The sequence below is a fragment of the Ruania rhizosphaerae genome, assembly GCF_009805705.1.
Lineage (GTDB): Bacteria > Actinomycetota > Actinomycetes > Actinomycetales > Beutenbergiaceae > Ruania > Ruania rhizosphaerae.
In genome coordinates, this window is record NZ_VSMB01000003.1 from 112985 (window position 1) to 128686 (window position 15702).

General features: G+C 68.6%; 14 protein-coding genes. 7 read left to right on the forward strand and 7 right to left on the reverse strand.

Annotated elements, in window-relative coordinates:
• Positions 1-44 precede the first annotated feature (44 nt).
• Positions 45-605, reverse strand: a complete 561-nt coding sequence (locus FV560_RS20315; RefSeq protein WP_159620497.1) for a YbjQ family protein — start codon at positions 603-605, stop codon at positions 45-47.
• A 138-nt stretch (positions 606-743) separates the two neighbouring features.
• On the opposite strand from FV560_RS20315, the gene FV560_RS06025 reads away from it, so the two are divergent.
• On the forward strand, positions 744-1910 hold the full coding sequence (locus tag FV560_RS06025; protein WP_159620499.1) for a Gfo/Idh/MocA family protein: 1167 nt from the start codon (positions 744-746) through the stop codon (positions 1908-1910).
• 133 nt (positions 1911-2043) lie between these two features.
• A complete protein-coding gene (locus FV560_RS06030) occupies positions 2044-2442 on the forward strand; it encodes an FtsX-like permease family protein (RefSeq protein WP_159620501.1) in 399 nt (132 codons plus the stop codon).
• Positions 2443-2637: 195 nt separating this feature from the next.
• On the opposite strand, the gene FV560_RS06035 is transcribed toward FV560_RS06030, so the two are convergent.
• The gene (locus FV560_RS06035; protein ID WP_159620503.1) at positions 2638-3324 is read right to left on the reverse strand and encodes a DUF899 domain-containing protein; all 687 of its coding nucleotides are present in this window, start codon (positions 3322-3324) and stop codon (positions 2638-2640) included.
• 82 nt (positions 3325-3406) lie between these two features.
• On the opposite strand from FV560_RS06035, the gene FV560_RS06040 reads away from it, so the two are divergent.
• Together FV560_RS06040 and FV560_RS06045 are read left to right on the forward strand one after the other, a co-directional pair.
• Entirely contained in the window at positions 3407-4009 is a 603-nt protein-coding gene (locus FV560_RS06040) for a TetR/AcrR family transcriptional regulator (RefSeq protein WP_159620505.1), read from the forward strand.
• A gap of 54 nt (positions 4010-4063) precedes the next feature.
• Positions 4064-4459, forward strand: a complete 396-nt coding sequence (locus FV560_RS06045; RefSeq protein WP_235019955.1) for a QcrA and Rieske domain-containing protein — start codon at positions 4064-4066, stop codon at positions 4457-4459.
• A 71-nt stretch (positions 4460-4530) separates the two neighbouring features.
• On the opposite strand, the gene FV560_RS06050 is transcribed toward FV560_RS06045, so the two are convergent.
• Positions 4531-5409, reverse strand: a complete 879-nt coding sequence (locus tag FV560_RS06050) for a DUF559 domain-containing protein (RefSeq protein ID WP_159620509.1) — start codon at positions 5407-5409, stop codon at positions 4531-4533.
• A gap of 240 nt (positions 5410-5649) precedes the next feature.
• Positions 5650-7140, reverse strand: a complete 1491-nt coding sequence (locus tag FV560_RS06055) for a helix-turn-helix domain-containing protein (protein ID WP_159620864.1) — start codon at positions 7138-7140, stop codon at positions 5650-5652.
• Between the two features lie 257 nt (positions 7141-7397).
• Here FV560_RS06055 and FV560_RS06060 point away from each other — a divergent pair, with 257 nt between their 5' ends.
• A complete protein-coding gene (locus tag FV560_RS06060; protein WP_159620865.1) occupies positions 7398-9227 on the forward strand; it encodes a phosphoenolpyruvate carboxykinase (GTP) in 1830 nt (609 codons plus the stop codon).
• Here the strand turns inward: FV560_RS06060 and FV560_RS06065 are convergent.
• Positions 9209-9697 carry an SRPBCC domain-containing protein gene (locus tag FV560_RS06065; RefSeq protein ID WP_159620511.1) on the reverse strand — a complete coding sequence of 163 codons (489 nt, stop codon included), beginning with the start codon at positions 9695-9697 and terminating at the stop codon, positions 9209-9211. The genes FV560_RS06060 and FV560_RS06065 overlap by 19 nt on opposite strands.
• A gap of 138 nt (positions 9698-9835) precedes the next feature.
• On the opposite strand from FV560_RS06065, the gene FV560_RS06070 reads away from it, so the two are divergent.
• On the forward strand, positions 9836-10390 hold the full coding sequence (locus FV560_RS06070; RefSeq protein WP_159620513.1) for a hypothetical protein: 555 nt from the start codon (positions 9836-9838) through the stop codon (positions 10388-10390).
• 21 nt (positions 10391-10411) lie between these two features.
• Here the strand turns inward: FV560_RS06070 and FV560_RS06075 are convergent, their stop codons facing one another.
• On the reverse strand, positions 10412-11251 hold the full coding sequence (locus tag FV560_RS06075) for a LysR substrate-binding domain-containing protein (protein ID WP_159620515.1): 840 nt from the start codon (positions 11249-11251) through the stop codon (positions 10412-10414).
• Positions 11252-11342: 91 nt separating this feature from the next.
• On the opposite strand from FV560_RS06075, the gene FV560_RS06080 reads away from it, so the two are divergent.
• Positions 11343-12914, forward strand: coding sequence for an MFS transporter (locus FV560_RS06080; RefSeq protein ID WP_159620517.1), 1572 nt, complete (start codon positions 11343-11345; stop codon positions 12912-12914).
• Between the two features lie 61 nt (positions 12915-12975).
• On the opposite strand, the gene FV560_RS06085 is transcribed toward FV560_RS06080, so the two are convergent.
• On the reverse strand, positions 12976-15606 hold the full coding sequence (locus FV560_RS06085) for an ATP-dependent DNA ligase (RefSeq protein WP_159620519.1): 2631 nt from the start codon (positions 15604-15606) through the stop codon (positions 12976-12978).
• Positions 15607-15702: the final 96 nt, after the last annotated feature.

Genomic DNA, 15702 nt, shown 5'->3' on the forward strand with positions numbered 1-15702 from the left:
TGGGCGTGCCGTCCAGGCATGCCAGCGGCACGCCGGGCGCGGCCCTACTGGTACGGGCTCTGACCGTACGGTGCTGGCGGAGGCGGCTTCTGGCCGTACGCCGGTGGGGTCTGCTGGCCTGGAGGAGGCCGCTGGCCGTAGGCGGATGCGGGCGCGACAGGTGCCTGCGCGCCGTACCCGGCGGCCGGCGGTGGCGTCGAAGGACCCTCCCCGGTGGGGGCTGACTCGACTCCACCTCGGGCCGCGACCTGCGCCGACTGCTTCGTGTGCCCCTCCTCGTCCTCGCCGATCGGCAGGGCGTATACGGCCGTGCCGTAGGCGCACACCTCGGAGAACGACTGCGCGATATCGCCGGTGTCGAAACGCATCCCGATCACGGCGTTCGCACCGCGCCGCTGTGCCTCGGAGACCATCCGGTTCATCACCTCCTGGCGCGACTCGTAGACGAGCTGGGTGTACTCGGTCACCTCTCCACCGCCGATGGAGCGGAAGCCGGCGACGAAGTTCTGCCCGATGTTGGCTGCCCGCACGGTCAGTCCCATGACCTCGCCCATGACGGCGTCGATCCGGTACCCGGGGATCTCGTTCGTGGTCACAACGATCATGACGCCATCCTGGCACCTACCCCGCCTACGTACGAGGGCAGATCGGCCCATCCATCGGCCACGGCAACCAGCGGCAACAGGTGACCGGACGCCGTCGGGGGATCCTAGGCTGCGAAGCAGTCGAACAAGGGAGATCAGGTGACGGGCGAAGTCCGGATCGGAATCATCGGATACGGCGCGCAGGGGTCGGTGTACGCCCGCATGCTGGCGGCGGGGGAGATCGCCGGAGCATCGCTCGGCGCCGTCGTAGACCATGAGGCCGGTAGGCGCGCGGCTGCCGAGGAAGCGCATCCCGGGGTGACCCTCTTCGAGGATTACCCGAGCCTGCTGAGCAGCGGCGCCGTCGATGCCGTCATCACGACCATTCCGCACTACCTCCACCCGGAGGTTGCGATCGCGGCACTGGACGCGGGCCTGCACGTGCTGGTGGAGAAACCGGCCGGGGTCTACACCTCCCAGGTGCGCGAGCTGAACGAGTTCGCCTCCACCAAACCTGAGCAGACCTTCGCGATCATGTTCAACCAGCGCACCAATCCGCTGTACCGGCGCATCAAGGAGATCGTCGACGCCGGCGAGATCGGCACGATCCGCCGGTCCAACTGGATCATCACCACCTGGTGGCGACCCCAGGGCTACTACGAGCAGAGTGCGTGGCGGGCCACTTGGGGCGGCGAGGGTGGCGGGGTGCTGGTGAACCAGGCCCCGCACCAGCTCGACCTGTGGCAGTGGATCTGCGGAGTGCCGCAGTCGGTGTTCGCGAAAGCGGCCTTCGGGTTCCGCCGGGACATCGCCGTCGAGGATGAGGTGACTGCCGTCGTGGACTATGGCGATGGCGCTACCGGGGTGTTCATCACCGCCACCCACGACCTCATCGGAACCGATCGGTTCGAGATCCTCGGCGACAAGGGCAAGATCGTCGTCGACGGTTCGGCCACGGCCACCGTCACCCGGCTCACCGAGGACGAACGGGCCATCAGCGACAGCGTCGCGCCGGAAGACGTGCGGCGGATGTTCCAGGGCGAGTTGCGCTTGGACGAGAAGCAGAAGACTGAGACGATCACCTTCGACTCGGCCTGGGGATCGCAGCACGCTGAGGTGATCCGCAACTTCGCGGCGCACATCAATGACGGCGAGCCCCTCCTGGCACCAGGTTCGGACGGCATGAATGGAGTCCGGCTGGCCAACGCGATCCACCTCTCGGCGTGGTTGGGCCGTGAGGTGCCGCTGGACTTCGACGAGTCGGAGTATCTGGCCGAGCTGAACGCCCGGATCCGGGACGAGGGGAAGTTCCCCGAGCGGAGCTGAGCCCGCCGGGCCCCGCGGTAGGTGCCACATGTCGTCGGTTGGGGGCGCGAGTGGCGACGGAAGGTGGCACCTACTGGCGCGGCGGCGCCTGGTGGGTGCCAGGTGTTGTCGGTCTCGCGCGCTGGTGGCGACAGTGAGTGGCACCTACCAGCGGCTTGGCGTGTCGATGCGGGGTTACTCGGTAACCGCGACGGGCCTGAGCGTCGGACTGGCGCTCGCCGACTGTCGCGCAGATCTGGCCACCCTCGCGGCCGTGGGTGCCAGCCCGAAGTTCCGCAGGCGGGTCACGGCCGGCCAGGCGGGGGTGATCGCCATCATCGGAACCGTCACCGGGGTCGTGACAGGCATCGCACTGAGCTACGTGCTGGGTTGGTGGGCCGCTGAGAACTTCGGCTACGGAGATGACTGGCGCACGATTATTCCTTGGCCGACAATCGCGCTGGGTCTCGTCGCAATCCCCGCCCTCGCCATCATCGGCGGCTGGCTGTTCACCCGATCCCGGCTGCCGGTAATCCGCCGCGCGGCCTCCTGACTGCCGTAGGCGCGTGCGGAGGAGGGCCCGCGCGCCCACGGCGACCGGTTCAGCCGGGCCGCTCGCCCGTGCCTCCGACGTCGAGTGACCGGAGCGACACGGATGCGTCGGTCTGTGGAGCCATGCTGCCGCAGATGGTCATATCCATGTCGATGCGGTCACGGGTCCCGTGCTCGGGCCCGGGAGCCGCGGAGCTCAGCCCTGACGCCCGTAGGCTGCGGCGATCTCCTTCGACCCGGGCCAGCCGGAGTAGGTGGGGCGCTGGGGCCATCCGTCGGGGGAGTCCTGCCACTCCTCCTGCCGTCCGTAGGGCAGTAGATCGATGAGCGGGAACGTGTGCGTGAGCTGCTCGGTGCCGCGCCCGTTGGTGTGCCAGGTGCGGTAGACGTCCTCGCCGTCGCGTAGGAACACGTTGACGGCGAAACCACCCCCGGCGGGAGCGTCCATGTCCGCGCCGAAGTCGCTCTCGGCAGTGGAGTACCAGGTCATCCGGTTGCCGACCTTCTCGGCGTAGGAGAGCGCCTCCTCGATCGGGCCCTGGGTGACGACGACGAACCGCGCGTCGTAACTCTCCAGGAACTCCAGACGGGTGAATTGTGAGGTGAACCCCGTGCAGCCGGGGCACTGCCACTCTGCGCCCGGGTTCCACATGTGGTGGTAGGTGATCAGCTGGGACTTCCCGTCGAAGATGTCGGCGAGCCGGACCGGGCCGTCGGCGCTGTCCAGCGTGTACTCAGGCAGCTTCACCATCGGCATTCGCCTCCGTTGCGCCGCGATCACATCGAGCTCGCGGGTCGCTGCCTTCTCCCGCGCCCGCAGATCAGCGAGTGCTGCGCGCCATTCGTCCGAAGAGACCACCGGTGGGCGGGCGATCGTGGTCATCACTCTCATCTCCCTCAGATGTGAACACCGTGAACATCGGCTATGTTGACACTGTAGACATGCGGGCGAGAGGGGGCAAGAGGTGGCAACGGACGAGGCGACATATCACCACGGCAACCTCCGTGCCGAACTACTGGAGGCAGGACTCGCCCTGGTCCGCACTGGGGGGCCGGAGGCTCTCTCGCTGCGGGAGGCGACACGCGCAGTCGGCGTGACGCCGAGTGCCGCCTACCGGCACTTCGGTAGCCGGAACGCCCTGCTCGCAGCGATCTCGTCCGCCGTGCACGACCGCATGGCCGAGACGATTCTGAGGCACTGGCCCTCCCAGGAGGGGCGAGCCTGGGACCGGCTCTACGCGGTCGGGATGGGCTACATCGAGTTCGCGCTTGCCGAACCGGGCTGGTTCGCCGCGTTCTTCACCGAACCTGGTGACGGCGACCGGTCGCCTTCCCGGGTGCCGCCTCCGTTCGCTCTGCTCACCGAGGCTCTCGATGGGATGGTCGAGGCCCGGCTCCTGACCCCGCAGACACGCCTCGGGGCGGAATGGCCCTGCTGGTCGGCCGTCCACGGGTTCGCCCAACTCGCCATCGCCGGTCCGTTGCGTGGTCGCTCGGACCTCGAGCTGCGCCACCTGGCCGACCAGACGGTACGGGCCGCGATCGACGGAGTCAGCGCCCACAGCTGACGCTCCCATCAGCACCGGCAGCGCTCGGGTACTCTCAGGCCCATGAGCTGCTGCGTGAACCGCCGTCAGGTCCTCATGGCTACCGGATCCGGGGTCGCTGCGCTGACGCTTGCGGCCTGCTCTCAGCCGGCACCAGATGCGGGGGAGGTGAGCGCCGGAACGGTGTTGATATCGCTCACCGAGGTCGCTGTCGGGGAGGCGAAGGCGGTCACGACGGCGGATGGCGTGGAGATCATGGTCGTACGTTCCGCGGAGGATCAGGTGCACGCGTTCTCGGCGATCTGCACCCATCAGGGCTGTTCGGTGCGTCCCGAGGACGGTGAACTCTACTGCCCGTGCCACGGTTCGCGCTTCGACCAGAGCACAGGCGAGGCAACCGATGGGCCCGCTGAGGAGCCGCTACCCGAGGTCGCCGTCGCGATCGAGGACGGCAACGTCGTCACCGCCTGACCGAAGCCACACGTCGATGTGGCTACGGTTCGTCCCACCCCCACCGAAATCACACGTCGAATTGGTTGCTCTCAGGACGCCAGGCGCTCAGCTAGCGCAGCTCGGATCTCGGCAACCACCTTCCAGGGAAAGACGGTGACGTCCTCCCACGTCAGGTGCAGCACCCGGTACCCGGCCTGGCGGAGCAGGCGATCGCGCTCCTCATCCCCGGCGGGAGTGTGGTACTGCTCGCCGTCGAACTCCACCACCAGCCGCGCGTCAGGGAAGAGAATGTCCGCGCGTGCGAGGATCCGTCCCTCGGACCGGATCGGGACGTCGGCCAGCCACCCGGTGATCCCGGCATCGTGGAGCACGTCATGCAGCCGCTGCTCACCCACGCTGAGCGCTCCTGTCGCCGCACCTTCCGCCAGTTCCCGCAGCCGGACCACTCCCGTCATGCCGAATCGATGCAGCACACGTTCGCTGAGGTCGTCAGGTCCGATCAGCTCGCGGGTTCGGACCCAGGCGAGCAGGCTCCACGCCTCGTCGTCGGGTAGGCGAGCCAGGCAGTCGACGATCGTCGTGTGAAGGTCGGTGGTGGGAACTCCATGCAGACGGATCGCTTGGCGACCGTGACGATAGGTGCTCGGTCTGAGGTTGAGTCGCGGTTTGCGCGTGTCCGGCATGAGGACATGGGCGACGCCGTCGTCTATCACGGGCAGGCCGTGCAGGAGTGCCGCGGTGCGCAGGCAGAGGATCGCCTGTGGCCAGGTGAGCACGGCCCCGATCGCGCGGTGCAGTAATGAATCCCGATCCTCGCATCGAACGATGGAGCTGCCGCAGAGCCGAACCCATTCCTCCGTGGCGAGTTTGTACCGAAGCACTGCGCGACTCACTCCGGCCGCTGCCGCCATCGGTGGCGTGAAGGTGCCGAGCGTGTCCGGGAAGGCGCGCCGAGGGTCGAAGTCCACGCGGCGACGATGTCTCCTCGGCCAGGAGGCGTGTATCGCGAGTGCGACCGGGTTGTGGACACGACGACATCGCGCGTCGCCTGTGGAGACTCTTTCCCTACTCGAAATTGCACGTCGAATTGGTTGCTGCCGGAGCAACCAATTCGACGTGCAATTTCGAGTAGGGCGGGGGAGGAGTAGCCAGATCGACGTGGGATTTCGCCAGGGCGGGTGGGGCAGTAGCCACATCGACGATTGATTTCACTCGGGGGCGTTGGCCTCCAGGAAGGCGTAGACCTCGGCGTCATCCACGCCGGGGAACCGGCCAGCGGGTAGCGGAGCGAATACCTGGGAGTGAGCGACCGCGCTCGGCCAGGACGCCTCCTTCCAGCGATCGGTGAGTGCGGCGTCCGGGCGCCGGCAGCAGGCCTCGTCCGGGCAGGTCGAGGCGGCCCGGCGGCGGGTCTCGCGCCCACGGAACCACTTCGCTTCAGAGAACGGCACGCCGACGGTGATCGAGAACTCCCCGGACTCGGTGCTGCCGGTCTGAGTTGAGCACCAGAACGTTCCGTTCGGGGTGTCGGTGTACTGGTGGAACTCGGTGGTTCGGGTGCGACGTTCGAAGGCGGCGCGCGCCGCCCAATGCCGGCACACGTACTGTCCTTCGATAGCGCCGGTCACATCTGCGGGAAGGCCCACGCCGTCGTTCTCGTACCCCTTCACGAGGGTGCCGTCCTCGCCGGCCCGAAGGAAGTGCACCGGGATCTGCAGGTGCGAGGTGCCCAGGTTCGTGAATCGCATGGCCGCCGCCTCGTGCGTGACCCCGAAGGCATCCCGGAAGTCCTCGATCGCGATGTCCTTGCTGCGTTTGCGCGGCTCCAGATGCTCCAGGGCCGCCGAACGCGGAATCAGGCAGGTTGCGGCGAAGTAGGTGATCTCCAGGCGCTGTCGCAGGAAGTCCGCGTAGCTCACGGGCTGGGTGTGACCGAGGACCCGGTGCGCGATCGCCTGCAGCGCGAGGGATCGGAGCCCGTGACCGCCCGGGATCGACGCCGGCGGCAGATAGATCCGACCGTTCTCCAGGTCGGTGACCGTCCGCGTGGAGTGAGGCAGGTCGGGCGTGTGCACGATCTCGAAGCCGAGGGTGCGCGCCATCTGTGCCACCGTCGAGTGCGTCAGGGCGCCCACCGTGTACCCGGCCGCCCGCACCGTCTGCTCGCCGACCTCCTCGATCTCGGGGAGGTAGTTGTCGCGTCCGCGCATCCACTCGCGCAGTTCGGTGTGGGCCCGTCGGGCCTCCTCCGGTGTCGCGATCGCCTGGGCTTCCCGGCGCGCGATCTCCTGGTGCAGGCCCACGAGCTGTTCGAGCACCGGCAGCGGCAACGATCTGCTGGCTCGCACATGAGGCAGCCCCAGGCGCGCGAACAGTGATCCCGCCTGGGCGTGCTCAAGAGCGATCTCCAACTCGGCACGACGGTCCGGTGGCGGGCCGTGATCGAGCAGATCGGAGGTGGGCACGTCGAGCGCCGTCGCGATCGTGGTGAGCAACGTCAGCCGCGGCTCCCGGCGCCCGTTCTCAATATGGGAGAGCTGGCTCGGCGTCGATCCTGAGCGCTCGGCGAGTTGAGCCAGGGTGAGCCCGGCCCTAGTGCGGGCATGGCGGATGCGCTTGCCGAGTATCAGCGGGTCGAGTCCGGTATTGCTGTCACGGTCGCCACGGCCTGTTGCCTGCGAGGTCGCTCGCCCAGGCATCGCCGCCCGGCCCCCGTTCTGGGAAGAACTGCGTCGATCCACCATGACTTGACGATAGTGCAAGAACCACGAAAGTTGCATGACCTAGACGTGATCATTCGGGCGATTCTCGCGACACAGTAGCCATACAGGCGCGAACGAGCGGATATGAGAGGAACAGCATGACCAGCACCCTGGACGCCCCACCATCTCCCCACGCACTCCGGCCCGTCGACGACGCGGCCCTGCCGACACCGCCACGGGAACCGGGGGAGTCCATGCCCCGCGGACTCGCTGCGGCCGAACGGTTCGTGGCCGACGTCGCGGCACTGACTCAGCCCGACACCGTGGTCTGGTGCAACGGCTCCGATGCTGAGCACGCCCGCTTGACGCGGCAGATGGTCGACGCCGGGACACTCGTCCCGCTGAATCCGGACCTGCGCCCGGACAGCTTCCTCGCCCGCTCCGATCCGCGGGATGTCGCCCGCGTGGAATCGGCCACCTTCATCTGCTCGGCACGCGAGGAGGATGCCGGACCCACGAACAACTGGGCCGAGCCCAGCCAGATGCGCGACACCCTGAACGAGGTGTTCACCGGATGCATGCGCGGGCGCACGCTCTACGTGGTTCCCTTCTCGATGGGGCCCGTCGGTGGTCGCCTCTCCCAGGTGGGCATCGAGATCACCGACTCGCCCTACGTCGTCGCGAGCATGCGCATCATGACCCGGATGGGAGCACCCGCGATGCGGGAGATCGCCGCGGGTGCCCGCTGGGTTCCTGCCGTGCACTCGGTCGGGATGCCGCTGGTCGCCTCCGGTGGCACGCGGATCCAAGACGTGCCCTGGCCGTGTAGCGAGACCAAGTACATCACCCACTTCCCCGAGGGCCGGGAGATCTGGTCTTTCGGTTCGGGCTACGGCGGGAACGCGCTTCTGGGAAAGAAATGCTATGCGCTGCGCATCGCCTCGGCCATCGCTCGCGACGAAGGCTGGCTCGCCGAGCACATGCTCCTGATCCGGCTCACCCACGCCGACGGCCGTCACTACCACGTGGCCGCAGCGTTCCCCTCCGCCTGCGGCAAGACCAACCTCGCGATGCTGCGTTCGGTGCTTCCCGAGTGGACGGTCTCCACGTTGGGTGACGACATCGTCTGGATGCGGCCCGGCACGGACGGGCGGCTGTGGGCGATCAACCCCGAGGCGGGGTTCTTCGGCGTCGCCCCCGGCACGGGGGAGTCCACCAATCCGACGGCGGTACGCACCCTGACGAGGAACGTCATCTTCACGAACGTCGCCCTCACCGACGACGGCGACGTCTGGTGGGAAGGGCTCACCGACATGCCGCCAGCGCACCTGACCGACTGGCAGGGACGGGACTGGACTCCGGAGATTGCCGCCGAGACGGGCCGCACGGCCGCCCACCCCAACGCCCGTTTCACCGTCGCAGCCGCGCAGTGCCCGCTCATCGACCCCGATTGGGAGGACGGCGACGGGGTGCCGGTGGACCTGATCCTCTTCGGGGGCCGGCGCGCCAGCAATGTTCCGCTGGCCGCGCTCGCGCGCGACTGGCGCCAGGGGGTGTTCTACGGCGCGACCATCGCCTCCGAGCGCACCGCCGCTGCTGAGGGCACTGTCGGCGAGCTGCGACGTGACCCCTTCGCCATGCTTCCCTTCTGCGGGTACCACATGGCCGACTACTGGGCTCATTGGCTGCGGGTCGGCGACTCGCTGACGCACCCGCCGGCTGTGGCCGCGGTGAACTGGTTCCGCAAGGGATCCGACGGCCGGTTCCTCTGGCCCGGGTTCGCCGAGAACATCCGCGTGCTCGACTGGTTGCTACGCCAGGGTGAGGGTCAGGTTCCAGGGCGAGCCTGCGCCGTCGGGACCCTGCCTGAACCGGAGGAGCTGAACCTCGACGGGCTCGCCCTCGACCCGGACGATCTGCGGGAGCTGCTGCGCGTCGACGCAGCGGGCTGGACGAGCGAGGCCGACGGGATTGCTGACTACTTCACGAGTATGGGCGCCGCGGTGCCGACAGTGCTGTGGGAGGAACTGGCCCGGCTACGAGCCGCGTTGGCAGCGCAGGCGGCTCAGCCCAGTTCGAGGTAGTGCTCGGTCAGCGCCGGCCAGTAGTCGGACCAGTCCGGCATGGGTGCGCCGGTGCGGGCCGCGACCAGGCGGTCCAGGTAGTAGTCCCAGCCGGGCCCGATCATGCGGATCTCCTCGCCCTGCTCCAGCAGGTGAGCGAAGACGATCTGCGTGCGACCGTCGACCTCCTGCAGATCGACGCGCAGCCGCCAGGTCCCGGCCTCGCTTGCCAGCTCGATCAGCAGCCTGTGCGGCGCCTGGCAGTCGATGACGGTGACCTGCTCGGGCTCGGCGCTCTCCTCGGCGTTCATCGTGAATGTGACGATGCTGCCCTCGGTGACGTCGTCGCCTGACCAGGTCCCGATCCAGGCCGCTGTGCCCTCGGGTGTGGCGAAGCAGGACCAGACGTCATCGATCGGTTCGTCCAGTGCGCGCTCGAACATCAACTCCAGTCCGGCGTCGTCGTCGCGGAGATATCCAGTGGCATCCATACCCCCCATCCTCTCTGATCGTGAGCGGACGTGCTGGTCCAGTCGCCGGCCCACCTGCCGGAACGTTCTCCGGGTGCTCACCCCAGTGCCGGGTGTAGGGCGCACTAGGGTGGGGTCGACGACAGAGGGAGGTCGGCCGTGAGCCAGCAGTCACCGGACGGATACGGGCACCAGGCCAACGGGTACGGTCAGGCGGGCCAGGGTGGCTATGCCCCCGGGCAACCTGCCTACGGCTACTCAGCAGAAGGGGCTCAGCCCAGCTACGGGTACCCAGCTGATGGTGCCCAGGCGGCCTACGGGCAGCCACAGCCAGTGGCGCCAGGAACACCCGGTGCGCACGGTGAGCCCGGGACGGCGATGCCGTACCCAGCACGCGCCTCGGGCCCGGGCCTGTTCGACACCACGTTCTCCACCTCCACGATCAGGTCCACGGCCAAGACGGCGTTCATCGCCGTGATCCTGCTCGCCGGCGGGCTCGCATTCACCGGCGTGTTCTCGGCGATCGCCGACTTCTCCCAGTTGCGCTACGGCGGTTTCGGGCTTGTGCTTTACGGACTCAGCGACCTGGTGCTGTATGGGGCGCTGGCCTTCGCCGTCCTGGTGTTGGGCCGGTTGCTGATCGATCACGTGGTGCAGTCGGCCACGGAGCGGGAGGCTGTGGCCGCCGCACGAGAGAAGGACACTGACGACTGATCGGCACTCACGTGCGAGGGATCAGTGACGGCCCAGGATCGCTGAGCTGAGCGCTTCCACCGGTTCGCGTGCGGCGCGTGGGTTGTCCACCAGTGTCATGTCGATGTCCCCGAGTTCGGGCAGCCCGGACGACGCGGGCATGATCACCAGGTCCGCAGGGACGAGACTCTGCGCCATCACGGTCACACCCAGCCCCGCCCGCACTGCCGCGAGCACGCCGTGGATCTCGCGGGTGGTGCACGTGACCCGCCAGGTGCGACCGGCCCGCTCGAGCACGCCGGTCGCCGTGTTCCGGGACGGGCTCGGGTTGGGATAGGTGATCAGGGGCACGATGTCCCCGGCGTCGAGGGCGGTACTCTCGAGCCCCACCCAGGCGAGCCGGTCCCGGCGGACGAGCCGCCCCGTGGTCTCGTCGGGGAGCTGCTTGATGAACACTAGGTCCAGGTGCCCGGCCAGCAACCGCCGGTGGAGGACCAGTGACTGTGCCACGGTCAGCTCCATCGTGATCTTCGGGTGCAGCTGGCGGAACTCGCGCAGGATGCGGGGCAGTTGGGTCAGGGCGAGGTCGTCGGCGGCACCGAACCGCAGTCGCCCGGTCATCGCCGACCCTGTGAAGTACGCCGTCGCCTGATCGTGCGCAGCCAGGATGGTTCTGGCGAAGCCGGCCATCGCGTGCCCGTTGTCGGTCAATGAGACCTCGTGGGTGTCCCGCAGGACGAGTCGCCGGTTCGCCGCCTTCTCCAGGCGCGCGACATGCTGACTGACCGTGGGTTGGCTGATCCCGAGCCGCTGTGCAGTGCGGGTGAAGCTGAGCGTCTCGCTCAGGGTGAGGAAGGTGCGGAGCTGGGCGGGTTCGAACACGGGGACCTTCTCGATTGGTCAATGATTCGACCACGATAGGACCGGCTATTGATGAGCGCAATGGCTCTTATAGGCTGTATGCGTTGGATTAATGACGGCGACTCTCCGTACCGTAGAACTGGTCGCCCTGATCTGGGCGAGACCTGATCTGCTCACCCCCTTCGTTCTCGAGGAACTTTCCGTGCGCTCGGCTCACTCAGCCCCGACAGCCACCCCACCCGCCGACTCCGCCAGCCCCACCGACGCCGCCAGCCCCACCGACGCCGCCAACGTGCTCGACCCGCCGACGGCCCGTACCCGCCAGAGCGAGCCGGCCCAGCCTCATCAGCGACCCGAGACGCCTCGGGTACGGCCCAGTCGCAAGCCGTCGTCCGTGCTCGCCGCCCTGCGGGTGCGCAACTACCGTTTCTACGTCGGTTCCATGGCCCTGACGAGCACCTGCGGTTGGGCGGCGCGTGTGGTGCAGGACTGGTTGGTGCTCGAGCTCAGCGGTTCCGCCGCCCTGGTCGGCCTCACCGTGGCCCTCCAGTTCGCCCCGATGCTGCTCTTCGGTCTTTTCGGCGGGGTGCTGGCCGACCGGTACGACCGGCGCCGGATCCTCACGATCACCCAGTCCCTGTTCGGGTTGTTCACCCTGGTGCTCGGTGTGCTCACAGTGATCGGCGTGGTCCAGGTGTGGCACGTGCTGCTGGCCGCGTTCGCCGGCGGCATGACGATCGTCGTGGACAATCCCGCGCGTCAAGCATTCCTGCATGAGATCGCCGGTCCGGAGCACCTGCGCCGCGCGATCAGCCTCAACACCTCTGTGTTCCAGCTGGGTGCGCTCATCGGACCGGCCTTCGCCGCCGGCCTGATCGCCTTGGTCGGCAATGGCTGGGCGTTCATCGCCAACTCGATCGCCTGCGGCGTGGCAGCCTGGTTCATCTTCTCGATGCGCCGTTCGCAGATGTACCCGGCGCCCCGGGTGGCCCGTGCGAAGGGGCAGCTGCGTGCGGGGCTGCACCACGTGCGGCACCGGCCCGAGATCCTGTGGACCTGCGTTCTTGTCGGGTTCGTGGCGCTCACCGGGGTCAATATGGCCACGGTGCTCGCCGCCTACGCCGACGAGGTCGTCCAGATCGGCGCGAGTGGCTACGGGCTTCTCACCTCCACACTCGCCCTCGGCGCGATCACCGGTGCGATGCTCGCCGGGCGTGCCCGGCGGCTGCGCCTACGTACCTTGGTGCTCGGTGCGGTGGTTCTCGGCTCGTTGCAGTTGGTGGCAGCCGCGGTCGGAAGTGTGTGGCTGTTCCTCGTAGTGCTGTACTTGATGGGCATGACCTGCCTGCTGTACCTCACCCGCAGCAACACGATGGTGCAGACCAATGCTGACCCGGCGATGCGTGGCCGGGTGCTCTCCCTGTACGTCCTCATCAACATGGGAGCGCAAGCTGCCTCCGGTCTCATCATCGGCGCGGTCATCGAGCTTGGCGGCGCCCACTGGGGACTGGCCGCCTGTGCGACCGGTCCGCTTCTCGGTGCCGTGGTGGTGGGAACCATCCTCGCGCGCCGCGGCCACCTGCGGCCCGTGCTGCGTCGTGCGGATCTGCACGCCGGGCGCTGGCACGCGCCGGGAGTGCGGTTGGACTTCGAGCCGCGCTCCGGTCTGGCACACGTCGCCTGATCCACTCCCTTCCCGCCGAGCGCTGAGTTGTTCGGCATCGCCGGCTCAGACGCCGAGGAGCTCAGCGTTCGCCGTCGAGGGCACGCAGATCGGCGACGGTGAGATCGCTGCGCCACCCTCGCCACCGGGGATGGCGCAGCCGACCGGCAGCCGACCACTCGCCGAACTCCACCTCGGCTACCTGCTCCGGGCGCAGCCAGTGCGCCCCGCGGGCGTCGAGTGCGGGGACGTCGTCGAAGGGCGGCTCACCGATCTCCAGGGGAGCGAACCTCTCCACCCACGCCCGCGCCTCCTTCTCACTGAAGCCCGTGCCCACTCGTCCCACATAGCGCCAGCCGCCCTCCGCCGTCGGCACACCGAGCAGCAAACCCCCGACGGAACCTGCCCGCCCGCCCTGACCGGGGCGCCATCCGCCCACGACGACCTCCACGGACTCGGTGTGCTTGAGCTTGACCCACCCGCTCGAGCGGCGCCCCGGCAGGTACCGCCCGTCGGGTCGCTTGGCCACCACGCCTTCCAAGCCCCAGGTGCGGCTGGCCTGCATCGCCGCGTCCAGATCGCCTTCGAAAGCAGGCGGTACCTGGATCCGGGTGCTGGGCCGCACCAGATCGGAGAGGATCTCCCGACGGTGCCGGTACGGCTCGTCGGTCACGGGCACCCCGGCCACCTCGAGCACGTCGAAGAGCATGAGGTGCACCGGCCGACGGGCGGCGAGAGATCGTGCCTCCGACTCCCGGGAGACCTGCATCCGCGGTTGGAGTAGTTCGAAGGACGGCCTGCCGTCCTTGGTGAGCGCGACGACCTCACCGTCCAGCACGGCATCGCCGTTGACGGCGTCGGCGAGCTCGGCCAGCTCCGGGTAGGAGGCAGTGATGTCCCGGCCGCTGCGAGCCCACAGCCGCACGGTCCCGCCCGCTACGCGCGCGATGCATCGCTGCCCATCCCACTTCATCTCCATCGCCCAGTCGGGACCCACGTCGGTGGGGGAGCCCGGGGAGGCGAGCATGGGTGCAGGAGGCCGGCCCTCCGGCGGCCGATCACCAGCACGTGTAGCTGCACGCGGTCCGCGTCGCACCGGGGTGGGCAGAGCGCGCGACCGATCCCCCGGCCCTGAGTTCGGCGCTGAGTCCGGCCCCATGTCCGGCCCCATGTCCGGCCCCATGTCCGGCTCCGCAACCGGCGTCGAGATCCCGGCAGCGACCGGTACAGCGGCGCGCCCCGCCGGATCCTCCGACCGGCCAGCGTGCGTCCGGCCGGTCATCAGGTGTAGGAGCCAATGCCGCCTTTCCTCCGGCGTCTCGGCCCGGGAACCGGTGTGGATCAGCGCGAAGGTCGACGTCTGCCCGGTACTGGAGGCCAATCCACCGTCCGGCAACCCCGTGAGAGCGACGATCAGCTCAGCGCCCACGCGCCACTTGAGCACCTCGTAGGTCCCGGTGTCCCAGATGGTCATCTCCCCAGCGCCGTACTCCCCGCGCGGGATCGTTCCCGAGAAGGTCAGGTACTCCATCGGATGGTCCTCGGTCTGGACCGCCAGGTGCTGCCGCGTCGGGTCCGTCGGCATCCCTTTCGGCACCGCCCAACTGACCAGCACGCCATCATCGGCCAGCCGCAAGTCCCAGTGCAGACGGCTGGCGTGGTGTTCCTGGATGACGAACACCCGCTCCCCACCGGGCAGTGGTGAGACATCGGGTACCGGTTCGGGCGTACGGGCCGGATCGCGCATGGCGCGGTAACTGGTGAGTGCATCTCCCGCAAGGTCGCTCGTGCCGGTGGTGTTGATGGCATGTGCCCGACGTTCGAGCGCTGCCATCGGGTCAGCGGTCTCACCGGTCTGGCCGGCGACCCGCTCGAGCACCTCCGCCATCTCCAGCTGCCGCAACCCCGGGTCCTCGAGCTCGGCCCAGGTGCGTGGCACAGCGACAGTCGGGTGCTCACGCCCCCGCAGCGAGTAGGGCGCCACCGTCGTCTTGTTCGGGTGGTTCTGGCTCCAGTCGATGAATACCTTGCCCGGCCGGGCCACCTTCGCCATCTGCGCGGTGACGGCGTCCGGATGGTCCGCCTCCAGGCTCACCGCGAGCTCACGGGCCAGCCCCCGGATCTGCTCGGCGTCGTGACCGCCGTCCAGTGGGGCGTACAGGTGGATCCCCTTCGAGCCGCTGGTGACGGGCACACAGTCCCATCCCAGACCGGCGAGCACATCGCGGATCCACCGCGCCACCTCGGCCACCTCGGGGAGGGTGACGCCCGGCCCCGGGTCGAGGTCGAACACGATCCGGTCGGGATGGCGGGGCCGGCCGGAGGAGTCGAAGCGCCACTGGGGCACGTGGATCTCCAATGCGGCCATCTGCGCCAGCCACACCAAGGTCGGGCGATCGTTGACCAGCGGATAGGTATTGGTGTGATCGGAGTGGGCCAGATCCGCCCGTGCCACCCAGTCAGGTGTCCCCGAGTCGAGGTTCTTGGTGAAGAACACCTGGCCCGGGTCGGCGGCGGTGCCGACGCCGTTGACCCACCGTTTGCGCGTTGCGGGTCGTCCCGCGCAGTGCGGGACCATCACGGCGGCGATCTCGGAGTAGTACCCGATCACCTCCGCCTTGGTGGTGCCGGTGGCCGGGTACAGAACCTTGCCGAGGTTGGTCAGGCGCAGGCGACGGCCGTCGACCTGGGCGATCGTCTCGGTGCGGGCCATGGGGCTATCGTGACGCATCGAGGTCTCCTACGGTGGCACGAGGGCACTCCGGGCTCGCGGGCGGCGACTGGGGCGTGTGTACTGGTGTGGGAACGG

Coding starts and splice junctions, on each gene's coding strand:
- FV560_RS20315 (WP_159620497.1), bottom strand. CDS start 605: ATGATCGTTGTGACCACGAACGAGATCCCCGGGTACCGGATCGACGCC.
- FV560_RS06035 (WP_159620503.1), bottom strand. CDS start 3,324: ATGACCACGATCGCCCGCCCACCGGTGGTCTCTTCGGACGAATGGCGC.
- FV560_RS06055 (WP_159620864.1), bottom strand. CDS start 7,140: ATGCCTGGGCGAGCGACCTCGCAGGCAACAGGCCGTGGCGACCGTGAC.
- FV560_RS06060 (WP_159620865.1), top strand. CDS start 7,398: ATGCCCCGCGGACTCGCTGCGGCCGAACGGTTCGTGGCCGACGTCGCG.
- FV560_RS06065 (WP_159620511.1), bottom strand. CDS start 9,697: ATGGATGCCACTGGATATCTCCGCGACGACGACGCCGGACTGGAGTTG.
- FV560_RS06080 (WP_159620517.1), top strand. CDS start 11,343: ATGACGGCGACTCTCCGTACCGTAGAACTGGTCGCCCTGATCTGGGCG.
- FV560_RS06085 (WP_159620519.1), bottom strand. CDS start 15,606: ATGGCCCGCACCGAGACGATCGCCCAGGTCGACGGCCGTCGCCTGCGC.